Annotated in this window: 10 protein-coding genes; 7 read left to right on the plus strand and 3 right to left on the minus strand. The window is 66.4% G+C overall.

The features are described from left to right. The first annotated feature begins 80 nt into the window (after positions 1–80). The 6 genes from CQR48_RS09100 to CQR48_RS02060 all read left to right on the plus strand — a co-directional run bounded on the left by CQR48_RS09100 (position 81) and on the right by CQR48_RS02060 (position 10,810). Positions 81–3,176, plus strand: a complete 3,096-nt coding sequence (locus CQR48_RS09100; protein WP_180335098.1) for a hypothetical protein — start codon at positions 81–83, stop codon at positions 3,174–3,176. A gap of 174 nt (positions 3,177–3,350) precedes the next feature. Then, on the plus strand, positions 3,351–6,563 hold the full coding sequence (locus tag CQR48_RS02040; RefSeq protein ID WP_101451826.1) for a hypothetical protein: 3,213 nt from the start codon (positions 3,351–3,353) through the stop codon (positions 6,561–6,563). Positions 6,564–6,664: 101 nt separating this feature from the next. Beyond that, the gene (locus CQR48_RS02045; protein ID WP_143252455.1) at positions 6,665–8,929 is read left to right on the plus strand and encodes a SpaA isopeptide-forming pilin-related protein; all 2,265 of its coding nucleotides are present in this window, start codon (positions 6,665–6,667) and stop codon (positions 8,927–8,929) included. Between the two features lie 73 nt (positions 8,930–9,002). Further along, entirely contained in the window at positions 9,003–9,899 is an 897-nt protein-coding gene (locus tag CQR48_RS02050) for a sortase (protein ID WP_101451828.1), read from the plus strand. Positions 9,900–9,911: 12 nt separating this feature from the next. Further along, on the plus strand, positions 9,912–10,184 hold the full coding sequence (locus CQR48_RS02055) for a helix-turn-helix domain-containing protein (RefSeq protein ID WP_101451829.1): 273 nt from the start codon (positions 9,912–9,914) through the stop codon (positions 10,182–10,184). Continuing rightward, positions 10,181–10,810 carry a hypothetical protein gene (locus CQR48_RS02060; RefSeq protein WP_143252456.1) on the plus strand — a complete coding sequence of 210 codons (630 nt, stop codon included), beginning with the start codon at positions 10,181–10,183 and terminating at the stop codon, positions 10,808–10,810. Before CQR48_RS02055 ends, CQR48_RS02060 begins: the two co-directional genes overlap by 4 nt. On the opposite strand, the gene CQR48_RS02065 is transcribed toward CQR48_RS02060, so the two are convergent. Together CQR48_RS02065 and CQR48_RS02070 are read right to left on the minus strand one after the other, a co-directional pair. Then, complete coding sequence (locus CQR48_RS02065) at positions 10,807–11,085, minus strand: hypothetical protein (protein ID WP_101451831.1); 279 nt, start codon at positions 11,083–11,085, stop codon at positions 10,807–10,809. The genes CQR48_RS02060 and CQR48_RS02065 overlap by 4 nt on opposite strands. 23 nt (positions 11,086–11,108) lie before the next feature. Beyond that, positions 11,109–12,368, minus strand: coding sequence for a hypothetical protein (locus CQR48_RS02070; RefSeq protein WP_143252457.1), 1,260 nt, complete (start codon positions 12,366–12,368; stop codon positions 11,109–11,111). A 104-nt stretch (positions 12,369–12,472) separates the two neighbouring features. Between CQR48_RS02070 and CQR48_RS02075 the strand changes: the two genes are divergently transcribed. Then, entirely contained in the window at positions 12,473–12,967 is a 495-nt protein-coding gene (locus tag CQR48_RS02075; protein ID WP_143252458.1) for a hypothetical protein, read from the plus strand. On the opposite strand, the gene CQR48_RS02080 is transcribed toward CQR48_RS02075, so the two are convergent. Further along, entirely contained in the window at positions 12,964–13,788 is an 825-nt protein-coding gene (locus CQR48_RS02080; RefSeq protein WP_101451834.1) for a hypothetical protein, read from the minus strand. The two genes, CQR48_RS02075 and CQR48_RS02080, sit on opposite strands and share 4 nt — an antisense overlap. Positions 13,789–13,857: the final 69 nt, after the last annotated feature.

A 13,857-nucleotide genomic window follows, 5' to 3' on the forward strand; every position in this document is an offset into this window, starting at 1 on the left:
TCCAAACGGGACGCATGACCGGGGTGTAACAGCCCTGCGGGAACGGCCCGAAGGGCGCCGGACATGGAAGGTGAGGAACCATGAAGAAGAACCATACCCCGCAGCACGCGGCGTCGCTGCCCCGTCGCGGAACCATTGACATGAAGCCGATGCTGGCGGTCGGTCTGACCGCGGCGACGGTGCTTGCCCCGCAGGCCGCGATGGCCGACGAGACCACGCCGGAACAGGCCCCGGACCAGTCCACGCAGCAGGCCGCGGCCACCCCGACCGATCCGGTCGAGGCCGCGCAGGCGGACGTCCAGTCGGCGAAGGACGTGCAGTCGGCCGCGCAGGCGGACGTCGAGACCAAGCAGGCCGAGGCCGACAAGGCGGACGCCGCGGCGCAACAGGCCAAGGCGAACGTGGAGTCCACGGTCAATGCGGATCCGGGTGTGCAGGCCGCCGGTCAGGGCGTGCAGGCCGCCGAGAGCCAGCAGGCCAAGGCGCAGTCCGATGTGAAGGCCGCCCAAGGCCAGCAGGCTTCGGCGCAGGCCGGCGCGGACGCGGCGCAGGCGGCGGATACGGCCGCGCAGAACGCCGCCCAGAGCGCGCAGCAGGCCAAGGACGAGGCGCAGCAGAACGCCGACCAGACCGCCAAGGCCGCGGCCGGCGACGACATGACCAAGCTCAGCGGCGACGTGCAGTCGGCCCAGAAGGCCGCCGATACGACCGACAAGGCGAAGACGGACGCGCAGACCGCCGACACGAAAGCGCAGGATACACTGAAGACCGCCGAACAGAACCTCGACACGGTCAAGCAGGCCGCTCAGGATGCTTCCGACCCGGCGAAGGTCGCGGCCGCCGAACAGGCCGCGCAGGATGCGGCCAAGGCGGTCGAGTCGACCCGTCAGACCGCCGAGCAGACCTCAACGGCGAAGAGCCAGGCCGAGAAGGATCTGGCCGACAAGCAGGCGAAGGCGAAGAGCGCGAAGAGCGCGGTTGACAAGGCCAAGGCGACCCTGGAGGCCAAGACCGAAGCCAAGGCGAAGGCCGACAAGGCGCTGGACAAGGCGCAGTCCGACAAGACCGCGAACGACGAGGCCGTCACGGCCGCGCAGGCGAAGGCCGACAAGGCCCAGAAGGCCGTGGAGACCGCGACCGCGGATCTCACGCAGAAGCAGTCGAACGTCCAGCAGGCGAAGAAGGATGTGGCGGCGGCGAAGTCGACGCTCAAGGATGCGACCGCCGCGCAGCAGCAGGCCGCCGACGAGTATGCGAAGCTGTCCACAAAGGAGGCGCAGTCCGCCGCGGGATTCTTCGAGAGCCGTCATGCGAATGCCGCATATAAGATTCTTACTGACTCGTCGGTGTCGGAATATATCAAGACCGCCGCAGATGGCACCAAGACGACTGAGCATTTGCTTGATACCACCCATCTCGGTGCTGACGGCGACGCTACCTCGCTCGACAACATGCTGAAGGCGCTCGATTTCATTGACGAGTGCAATCGTTTGCGCGAGACCGAAGGCTTGGAGCCGTTGAAGGTCAGCGATGAAGCAATGGCATGGGCGATGCTGCAGGCGAATTACGCCGCGACTGATTTCAATCACATCGGTTTCCATGATGCGAATCTCGTCGGGGGTGTGTCCACCCCCAAGGACGCTTATCAGTTGTGGTGGACCAATGAGAAGAACTACCTTGACAGTCTCCCAAAGGACGAGAACGGCAATATCACCGGGGGTGACTACAGCGAGTATGGGCACTATCTGAATGCCCGTACTTGGAACGGTGCCACTGGTGTCGGATTTACCAATCCGGCAAATTCCTACAGCACCGCCGCCCAGTATTTCGCCCAGATGTATGACGATTCGAACGAGCTTCCTCTTTCCACTACCAAAGAGTACCGCGCTCAACTCAACAACTACATCACCAATATCAAGAACGCGAAGTCGAAGCTGGAGAGCGCGAACGCGGTCCTGTCGAACGCGCAGACCGCGCTGGACAGTGCGAACGTGAAGTCCACGGCCGCCGAGCAGGCGGCGAAGGACGCGCAGTCCACGCTTGACACGGCGACCGCGGAGGCGACGTCGACCGCCGCGCAGCTGACGGCCCTGCAGGCCGCGGCCACAAGCCTGGACCAGACGCTGAAGGATGCGACAACGGCCGCCCAAAGCGCCCAGGGCGGGTATGACAGCGCGAAGAGCGCCGCCGACTCGGCGGACGCCACGCTGGCCGGCGCCCAGAGCGCCGAAAACGCCGCCCGGCAGACGTTGAAGGACGCGGAGGCGAACCTCACGACCGCCCAGAGCGCCGCAGATCAGGCCGTGAAGGACAATGCCACCGCCCAGACCAAGGTCGAGGCGATGCATGACGCGCAGGCCACGCTGGCCCGCGCACAGGCCGCCTACGAGACCGCGAAGTCGGCCGCCGACCAGAGTGCGAAGACCCTGGCGGATGCGACCGCGAAGGCGTCGGCCGCCCACCGGACGCTCGACGAGGCGAAGACCGCGCTGGACGCGGCGACCGCCCGCAAGACGGCCGCCGAGAACGCGAAGGCGGCTCTGGACAAGGCGTCGGCCGCGTTGAAGACGGCGCAGGACAAGGCCACCAAGACGGCCGCCGCGCTTGCCACGGCGCAGGCCAAGCTGGCCGAAGCCACGCAGCGGGTCAAGGACGCGCAGTCGGCTGCCGACAAGGCCGACAAGGCGGTCGAGGAGGCGCAGGCGAAGCTCAAGCTGGCGCGCGAGGAAGCCCTGGGCACGGACGCGGTGAAGACCGCGCAGGCCGCCCTTGACAAGGCGCAGGCGACGGCGGATGCCGCGCATAAGGCGCTGACGCAAGCGAAGACGGTGAAGGCGGCTGCCGACCAGCGGGTCGCGGACGCCGAGGCCGCGTTGAAGCAGGCCGAGGCCGTCAAGCAGGCCGAGGAGAACGCGAAGCACGCCGCCGCCCAGTCCGGCACGACCGGTGCCCAGACCACCCAGAACGGCACCCAGACCGGTAAGACCGCGACCGGTAAGACCGCGACCGGCACGCCCCGGTTCGGCGCCGCGAAGGATGCCACCAAGTCCGGCAGGCGGCTCGCCCAGACCGGCGTGAACGCCGAGGCCACCCTGGGTCTCATGGCCGTCATGGCGGTCGCCGGTGCCGGCTGCGTACTCGTCAAGGCGCGCGGCAAGCACATCAACCGCTGGTAACCTCTGACACGACGGCGCCCCGCCGCGACCCCGACCCCCGGATTCCTCACCTTCCCGGAGGCGGGCCGCGACGGGGCGCCGTCGTATATGCCCGCCGATGTCCCTTTTCCTGTCTGCATAGCACGCCGGTACCGTTTGGTTCCGAACCGTTACCAGGGAGGAAAGAGGACCAGTATGCAAGTATCGTGGAAAAAGCACCTGCGGCCGATCGCGGCGCTCGTGGCGCTGTTCACGGTCGGCGGACTGTTCGGCGCGGTGAGCGCGAACGCGTCCGGCACGACCGGGGGCACGACTAGTAGTACGACGGGCGGAGGATACTCCATTACCGTCAAGCCGTATGACGATTTCACGTTAAAAGGTGTGGTAACAACCGCCCGCCCGGTCACCGAGCAGATGGCTGAGGCGGCATACAAGAAGGCGGGCATCACCGCCCCGTCCGGATTGCCGGATTCGATTATGAAAGCGGATATGGCAACGCAAGCGACCATCGCGTCGTTCATCGACGTGTCAAGCATCGCCGAGATGCCGACCGCACAGCGAACGGGAGCGGGACGTCTGACTGTTCCCTCGAAGGGCGTGTGGTATCTGTCCAATCAGTTCGGTTTTACGCTCGCCAAAGCGCCGGGTACGGCATATATCAACGGTTACGCGGATGACGGCACCAGCCTGGCTGAGGTGACAGAGCTGACCGAGAAGGTCGTTCAGACCAACGGCGGCACAACGAATACCGGTGACAGCATCGCCGATACGACTGCCAGCGCCATGAACGGCGACACGCGCGTCACGCTTCGTCCGGCGGTCGCAGTGAACCGTACCTCCAAGGCGAAAGTATCACAGGCGGCCTATGAGACCTATAACTATAATGTCAGCGGCCCCATTACGGTCGGCGAACGTTACGGCGGCTCCGGAGACAGAGGCACGCATATCTTCTGGTGGCAGGGCAGAGCGGTGCTCTGCCAGAATCCGCAAAGGGATGTACCGCCTTTGAATGTGACCTATACCGCGCATACCGATCATGGGTTGGATACGTGGGTGGAAATCAAACGCGCTTTTTATTACGGTTTCGGAGGTCCGGCCAATATTTTCGGCAATAATACCGCCGCCGCCGTTCTGGCTACCCATTTTGTCGTCGCCGAGATCTTCAACGAGTTTGACCACCAGCACAATTTCCCCTCTGATGTCAAGAACAATTGGTGGTTTACGGCTTTGTGGAACAAAGTACACGACAAGGCCGAACCGTACGGTCTCGAATCCATGGAAATGGTGCAACTGGCAAACAACAGGGGGTATCAGTGGATGATATTCCCCATCTACCATTATTACGATGCGTCATTCTCCACTCAGGCGCAAACCACCGGCGATAATGGATCTGGCAATTGGATCAATGGCGGCACGACCGCTGACGGCAAGTTCACGTACGGCGCGATTGATCACGACACCAACCATGTGCGCGATGTGCTGAACCTTCATGTCACCAGCGGCATCAAGCCGTCGGAGGATACGTTCAAGGTCGAATTCTGGCTGAGCGCGGATACTGCAGACGGCAAGCATTATGCGGTCAAAAAGACAAAGACCGGGCAGTTTGGCGGTCAAATCAACGACAATGGAACTACCTCCATTGCCAGCGATGAATTCACGCCGCAGGACTTGTGGGGCAAGTCATATTGGCCGAATGACGCGACGCTCTATTTTGATGAGAACATCTGGATGGATAACTACTATTCCAGGGCGGCAAAGAGTCAAGGTCCTTGGTCTTTGCGGGGTAAAACCAACAAGAGCGAGTCGTGGTTCCGCAAACCGACCGACCTGACGGTGGCGACCGAGGCGCGTTACTATGACGCGAACGGGAACCGGGTGTCGGCGTCCCCGACGCTCAACGGGACGCAAAGCGTGCTCGACCATCTGCTGATCACGCCGACGCAACAGTGGGTGCGGTCGAATGAGACGCTGACCTACGCGGTCACGCTCAACTACGACTACGACAAGAACGGTACGGTCGACAAGTCCGCGACGAAGACGAAGACGGAGAGCACGTATGGCGGCTGGGCGAACGGCCAGGCGCATGAGGCGGACTCCGACAGGTTCACCGCCTCCGACCTGGGGTTGAAGGACGGGTGGAAGCCCGGCACGTACTGGTTCGACGTGACCGTGTCCCGCTCGGATATCGCGGCCGCCCCGTCCCTGACGAAGGACTCCTACACGCATGAGGGCAAGGACGACGCCAAGGAGAAATTCTCCATTCCGCCGAAGCCTCCGGTAAACGCCCTTCCTTCGGTCTCCACGAAGGTCACGACCGGCGCCGCCCGTGACGGCAGGCCGGTCAAGGACCGGGTGACCGTCGTCATGCCGGTCAATCGCACCGACTTCAAGGTGACCGGCGTGACCGTCAAGGCGCGCGGCCGCCTGTACTGGAGCCCGGACAAGGGCACGGAAGGCAAGACCATTCCGTCTGGCGCCAGGAAGATCGCGGACCTGACCCCGCTGACATTCACCTCGGACATGCTCGCCGACGGCTCGGAGACCCTCACCTACGACCCGCTGACGGACAACGCACTGAGAACCGCGGGCGCGCAGGCCCGCCTGGGCACCGGCTACTACACGTACGTGTGGCGCCTCGACAAGAGCGACCTGAAAGGGCAGACCGCGACCCTGACCTGGAGCCTCGGCACAGCGAAAATCACCCGGACGGAGACGACCGACACACTGTTCCAGAACATGGACTCGACCGTCTCCGACGGCTGGAAGCCCGGCGCCGAACAGACCGCGATGACCACCGTCTGGACGCCCGCCATCCTCAAGGTCGGCCATGTCGGCCAGGCGGACGGCAAGTGGATGGACGGCCGCCCCGCCGCGAACGCCATCCTCAACATGGTCGAGACCACCGACGCGACCGGCCGGACCCCCACGGCGACCGCGCAGACCAGCCAAATCCAGTTGAAACAGGACGGTACTGGCGTGTTCCCGACCCAGGTCATCGGCATGGGCCAGACCCGCTACTACAAGATCTGGGAGTCCCGGGTCGGCAAGCCGTTCAACGTGCCGAAGAACGGCGCGTACTGGATGGTCACCGCCAAGCAGGTGCCGGGCACGACCGGCGTCCAGCTGACCGTCACCGGGTCGAGTGACGAAACCCGCTGGCTGGTCCGCACCTGGTCCGGCACGGACAACGGTTCGAGCGCCGGCAGCGGACTCAAGAACAACCCGGTCGACTGGAAGGTCACGCTCGGCGACACGCTCGACGCGAACGTCACCCCGCCGTCGACCGGCGGCACGGCGGACACGCTGCGCATGTGGACCGTCATCGCCGTCGCGACCGGTCTGGCCGCAGCAGGCGCTTTGACCGCCGTGACCCGACGCTCCGCCCACGCGGGTCGGCATAGCGCCTGACCAGCACCACCCGGCCCGCCGGAACGTCCGGCGGGCCGGGATCGGCGCATAGCACACTCTTGTCATCGGAGAGCATGTCAAGGAGAAAGGATCCGAATCCCATGACAACACCAACCATGACCCGACGCCTCGCAGCAGGCGCGGTCGCCGCCGCGACCCTCGCAGGCGGCCTCATGACCCTGCCCGCCCATGCGGCCAGTTCGGTGTACGACATCACCATCAACGCCGCCGCCGACGAGGCGGGCGGCGACAACACGCTGAAAGGGCGCCGGTACACCGCCTACAAGCTCGCCGACTACGTCGACGGCACGTTCGTCAATCTGGGCGCCAACAACAAACAGCTTGACGGCGTCGCCGTCGACACGCCCGACGCGCTGAAACCCGACCTCGACCGGGTGCTCGCCAAGACCGCCGGCGTATCCGACGTGTCCAGCCTGCCCGGCTGGACGGACGCCGGGGCCGACCCGGTCGCCTGGATGGGCGGCTTCCGCCAGACCCTCGGCTCCTCCAACCAGGCGGCCGGCACGTTCGGCTTCGGCTGGAACGAATCCGGCCCGCAGAAGAACGGCAACAACTCGCCGACCAAGGCGTACACCGGCTCCGTGCGCGAGTTCGCCGACAACATCGTCAAGGATGCCGCCGCCCTCGCCAAGGTCGAAAACCAGGAGCACTCCGACACCGTCACCTGCCAGGCGGCCGCCTCCTGCACCATCCCGCTGAAATCGTCCGGCCTGTACCTGATCCTCGACTCCGCACCGGAGGACAAGGGCACGTACACGGATAAGCACGGCTTCACGAACACCTGGAACATCGGCGTCACCCAGCCGATGATCGTGCCGACGAAGGCCGACAAGGCGGACCTGGCGACCCAACCGGGCTACGCAACCACCGACGGCACGACCCTCGGCACGGTCGGCAAGCTCGGCGAGATCGTCGTGAAGAACGTCGCCGACCAGGACGTCCTTCCCAACACCCCGCCGAAGCGGCGTGACGAGACCGTCAATCCGGGCAAGGATGCGGCGGACAACGGCTCCGACATCGGCGACACCGTCCCGTACATCGTCAACTACCGGATCCCGGACATGAGCGCCTACAAAGCCGCCTTCGACAACCATGACCAGTGGATCTACAACTACCGGATCATCGACCAGACCGACCCGGGCCTGAAGATCACGGACGTCAACCAGGTGACCGTCACCATCCCCGGCATCGACGGCCAGACCATCGCCATCAAGCCGGAGGTGCGGACCACGCTTCCGGCCTACGCGGCCGACGGGGAGGGCACCCCGGACGGCCAACAGGGCGAGCCGGACGCCTGGGTGTATCTGAAGAACGACGACGCGAACGACTCCAGTCATCTCGTCGTCGGCCTGGGCCGGTGGATCGTGAAGAACTACGGCGACATCGCCCGGAACGACAAGACCCAGACCATGTACGGCCATGAGTTCACCGTCCGGTACACGGCGACCGTCACCCCGAAGGTGCTCCAGCACAAGAACATGACGAAGAACGACAACCACCTGGAGTATTCCGCGAACCCGGACAACGTGAACTCCGGCAAGGTCGTCCCCACCCCGGAGGTCAAGATCCGCCAGTGGACCTACGACATCGACCTGCACAAGCGTGCCGCCACGTCGAACACCGGCCTGGAGGGCGCGAAGTTCCAGGTCACGGTCAAGGACAAGAAGAACCCGGCCGACGCGAAGACGAACGGCGCGACCATGAAGTGGGTGCTCGTCGACGGGACGGCCGGCGACTACCGTCAGGCCGTCGCGGGCGACCAGAACCCGACCGACACGGTCACCACCGGCAAGGACGGTCTGCTCCGTCTCCGTGGCCTCGACCTGGGCACGTACACGCTGACCGAAACCCAGGCGCCGCGCAACTACCAGCCGCTGAAGGATCCCGAGGACGTGACCATCGCCGCGACCTTCATGGATGACAAGACGAACTGGACGACCCCGGACGCACAGACCAGCGTGTCCGAGACCATCACCAAGAACAACAGCATCCTCGCGTTGAAGAAGATGTTCACGTTCGAGACCCCGGCCGCCCAGGCCCCGGCGGGCATGGTCATCTCCGACACGCAGGCCATCTGGGGCGCGCCGACCGACATCAACGGCAAGGTGCTCGCCGGCACCCCGTCGGATGTCGCGAAGAACCTGAAGGACGCGTCCGGCGCGTATGTCGCGGATGACAAGACGAGCTTCATCCCGGCGAGCCTGACCCTGCTCGACCAGCCGATCAACGTGATGCTCGCCCAGACCGGCGGTGTCATCGCGTTCGGCGTGGCCGGCATCATGGGCGTCATCCTGGTGGCCGCCGGCGTGACCATCCTGGTCCGCCGCCGCACCATGGCCGACTAGCCCTACGGCAAGGATAACGGCCCCGTCGCCCATGTTCCGGGCGGCGGGGCCGTTTTTCGCATAGGCGGGCCGTATGCAATCATCCCAAGCCGCCGCGTGGGCGGATATCATCCACGGCCCCGTGTCCCGCGCCCGCCTGGCAGGGCGGTTGACCGTGGTGGGCGTGCTTCTGACCGTCCTGGGCGCCCTGTGCCTGTCCGCCCCGCTCATCATGCTCCTGGCCCAGACGCCCGTATGGTCGCCCGTCCGGCAAGCCCCGAGGGAGGACACCGCCCAACTGGAGGCGGCCGCCCGGTGGGACCGGGCGCTCCTCGACTCCCCGCAGCTGGCGGTCGGCAACGCGACCGACCCGTTCAACCCTTCCGGCCAACCCGCGTACGCGACCGACACGGCCTATCAGGCGCTCCTGGGGACGGGCGACTCGATGGCGCACATCCGCATCCCGAAGATCGGCGTCAACCTTGACATCGGGCACGGGACGGGCGCCGGCACGTTGGAGACGGGTGCGGGCCATGTGTACGGGACGACCCTCCCGGTCGGCGACCCGGGCAACTCGGTCATCGCCGGGCATCGCGGCCTGGGGTTGAGCCTCCTGTTCTACCGGCTGGGCGAACTGGGGGACGGGGACCTCGTGTACACGCAGGCGGCGGGGCGGACGGTCGCCTGGCGGGTGACGGCCATCCACCGGGTTGACCCGGGGTCGGCCGCGGAGCGCCGGCTGCTCGCCGCGGACGGGCGGCGGACGCTGCTCACCCTGTACACCTGCGACCCGCCGGGGTTGAACACGCGTCGCCTGGTCATCATCTGCCGCCGGGTGCCGTACGTGGAGACGGTGTCGGTGCCGGGGCAGACGGACTGGTCGCGCCCCGCCCTGGCGGCGGCGGGGACCGCCCTGGCGGCGACGGTCGTGTATCTCGTGTTCCGTCCCGTGTCGTGCGCGGTCCGGCATGCGCGCCGCCGCCGCGACTAGGACGCATCCGGGATGGGCATGCATCGTGGACTTGACGCGGCGGTGCGCCGCGAGATCGTATTGCGTCACCGGGCGGGCACGACCCCGACCGCGCTGGCCCAGGCGTTCCACATCGACCCGTCGAGCGTGCATAACACGCTGGCCCGCTACCGGCGGGACCCGTCAAGCATCGAATTCGACCCGGTCACGCACACGGACCCGGACCTGCTGGACGCGATGATGGCGGACACGGGGTTCATCGGCAGGTGCCGCCGGTTCACGCTGCCGGTTGTCGTAAAGGAGTGAGAGTCTTGGGGCTTGTGATGCGTTTTGTCCAGGCGTTTTTGTGGAATCCGGCGGTGTTCGTCGCCACGCTCGGCGTGCTGCTTGCCGTTCCCGCCGCCATATCCGTCCTGTCGGCGGGGCGGATGTCCCGGCTGGTCGTATCCCGATGCCACGATATACCTCTCCCGCTGCCTGAAGGCCTGCCCGCCCCGGCGGGTGTCTACCGGCTGGTCTCGGCGGGCCGCCGCCACCCGGACACCATCCTGCTCGCCGGCTATCATTGCCGGGTCCAGGGGTTCCTCCCGTTGGGTGGCGGGTTCCAGGCGTGCCGCACTTTGGCGGGCGTTCAGGCGGCCGGACAGGGGGTACTGGTCGCCGTCTGGCCTGACGATATGGCCCACGGCCTGGCTTCCGAGGCGCGTCTGCTTGCCATGGCGACGACCGGTTGGCGCCATCGCCTCAGTGTCTGGCCGGTGTCCGTCATTGACAGGCCGGTCCGCCGGTCGACCCGCCGCGCATGGCTGCACGCCCTGAAAGCGGGCCGGGCGGACACGCTGGCGGCCGCCCCGCACGGCGACTATCGGATGCTTGACCCGGCGGGCTCGCCGTGGGAGCGGAACCTGGAGACCCCGGTCGGGGAGAACTAGCGGCCGCGCCGCTCCTCCAGCTCGTCGGCGGCGAGGTCGGCCTTGACCCGCTCGTTCTGCGCCATGTCACGCGCCTGTATTTCCATCGACTGCCCCAGGGCATGGGTCAGACGGGTCGCGTACTCCAGGTGCGCGCCCGGTCCGGGCGTCGTGTCGTACGCGGCGTGCAGCCAACGGTCCGCCTTGACCAGGAGCCAGGCGACGCCGCACAGGGCGACCGTCCCGGCGAGATGGAACACGATGACCGGGGGTTTCAACAGATTCGAGATATCCATGCCCGCCCGCTATGCGCGATAGTTCATAGCCAGCGTGGGGTGTGCGGCGTGCGGCGGGGTCGTCTCGGTTCCGGTATGTCGAACATTCGTCGCAGCCGCCACAACGCCCACCGGTAGGTCAGAGGACGACGGATGGCGTTCAACCCGTAACCGGTCATCGCATCCCATCGTTCCCTCCATCCGTGCGGGTGGGGATAGCCGAACGGCACGACCAGCTCCTGCGGGTCACGCCTGCCCTCGCCTTTGACCGGGTCGACGTCCGACCAATAACGCGGCCGCCCGGGTGCGGGTGCAGGCCGCCCGGTCGCGATGGCGAGCAGCCGCCCCAGGTCGCCGGGCGCGGGCACATACGGGTTGTATCGTCCCGCGCTGATGCCCGCCAACGCCTGGAGCGCCTCCCAAGGCGAGTCGGCGGGCGGCGTGCCCCCGACGACGGGCATGGCGGAGTCGAGTTCCGCCCGCGCCTGGGCTATCAGATATTTCAGGGGTATGCGTCGTCCGACGGGGAGCCAGACACGCAGATGAATGCCTATCCAGTGGCGGAGTCCCGCCGGACGCGTGGAATAATCATCGTCATCCATGCGGTTACAGTCGGCCGCCGGCCAAAGCGGCCTCCTCTCGTCGGTCGGCCGGTCATTCCCTGCCTCCCGGACGCCTCGCGGATCCGCCTGGCCGCCCGGGACGATAAGCCGGCGCAACCGCCACAACGCCCATCGGAAGTACAGGGGTCGAATGACCGAATTCAAGCCGTAGCAAGCCAGTTGCTCTTTCAACCCGCCGTCATGTCGGAACCCCCGGTAGCCGAAGGGCGGGGTGAGTGGCCGCCAATCGTCCTTGTCCCCGCAGTCAACCGGGTCGGGGCGGGAGGATACCGCCAACAAGGTCGCTTCGGCCGCCGGGTCGCCAAGTCCGGCGGCGATGGCAAGCAGTCGTCCCAGGTCGCCGGGCGCGGGTACATATGGGTTGTATCGTCCGGCGCAGATACCGGCGAGCGCGCGCAGCGCCTCCTCGGGGGAGTCGACAAGCGGAATGTCGTCCGCTGCGACGGGCGGTCCGGCCAACTCCACGCGCGCCCTGTCGAGAATGAACGGCAGGGGGATGTGATGGCCGGCGGGAAGCCAGACACGCAGGAAAGAGGATACGGAATATCGGCATTCCTCCATGAGGCTGTCCGGCCAGCCCTCGATATTGGCGCAATCGTCGTAATCGTCCGTCACGATACCGGCATATGCGTCCCGACATGCGGTCATCCGCCGTCCCATGCCGAGGCGGTGCGGAATCATAGGATGATGTGACACGTATGGTTCTTCGGGTCTGGCGCGTTGAAAGACCTGCGATATACGACCCGTCGTACCGGTCGTTCTTCGGTGAATGGCACCCTGTCGACATGATATTACCGGGATTTGACCAGGTACGGATGCGGGAGGGCGATGTCATCGCTTTCGGTCGTACCGGACTGCTGTTGACCTACATGCCGACAGGCAGACAATGCCCGGAGGCCGATTGGCTGTTGGCTTGGAGTCGGGCGAAATGGCATCACGCCCCGCTTGGCGTGCAGACCATTCTGACAGGGCGGAAGACGTCCGACTGGGTCGGTCAGGCCGTCGACCTGACAATCCTGGTCTGCTCACAGACACTCCATGATTTCGCCGCCTGGGTGCTGGCCCGACCGTTGACTTGGTGGCGCGCCCACCGGTATCTGCACGATGCCCGCCCATGGGTTCGTCTGGCCCATCTGCTTGCCGTCGACCATGCCGATCCGCGCCTGGAGGTGGCGTTGGCGCATCACAAGGAAATCATGGAGGACATTGCCGTCCGGGGCGGCATTCCCCCGTCGGTCGGGTGGTCGCTGCTCGTCTCGCAGGTATCCCGGCTGTTTTAGGCGGTCAGGGCTTTCAGCCAGTTGAAGCCGGAGGGCGTGGTCAGGGCGAGCAGGTCGAGGTCGTGTGTGCCGGGCGCCGACTCGCCGTCGGCCAGCAGGAACGCGAACCCGGTGGGGACGGCGGGGGCCAGGCCCAGTGCGACGCCCTCGCCCCACATGGCGGTCGCCGACTCGGCGGCGTTGTCCGGGTCGCCCTTGTACTCGCGCCGGGAGTCGGGGTAGCGGACCCAGCAGATGCCCGCCGCGTGCGCGCCGACCGACCCGTGGGAGCGCCATGAGGCGGCGCACCCGTCCATGAGACGCCCCTGCCGGGCGGATCGTTCCTTGGGGTCGAGCCGCATGTTGCTGGTCAGCCAGGTGTGGTCGCCGATGCCGTCCAACCGGACGGGCCGTCCCTTCGCGCCCGGCACGCACCCGAGAAGCCGGGCGGCCGGGTCCTCTCTGGGGGACAGGGGGATGACGGCGATGGACACGCGGGTTTCGCCCACCGGGTCGGGCCGGGGGTCGGGCATGTACAGGGTGCAGGCGCGATGCCACGGGTCGTCGTCCGGCCACAACCCCTGGTCGGTGCCCGCGTCCACCAAGGGTTTCAGGGTTTCGGCGGCGAGCATGGGCGACCCGTGGGAGCCGCCGACGGCGACGACCATGATGAACCGGTCGACCCTGCACGCGCCCAGGGAGGCGGCCGTCCTCCAGGCGGCGCGCCCCCGGCGGCGCAGCGAGCGGCGCGTGTCCGCGCGCCCCGTGATGCTCTCCTGTCCGACGGTGGTCGCCCACAGGTGGTCGGGGACGGTGAGCGTGACCGCGTAACCCTGGGTCATGCAAAAGCCTCCTGTTCGTTCTCGACGCACAAGGCTATGCGCCGGGGACGCATACCGGATACCATAAAG

This window comes from Bifidobacterium thermophilum (genome assembly GCF_002846655.1).
Lineage (GTDB): Bacteria > Actinomycetota > Actinomycetes > Actinomycetales > Bifidobacteriaceae > Bifidobacterium > Bifidobacterium thermophilum.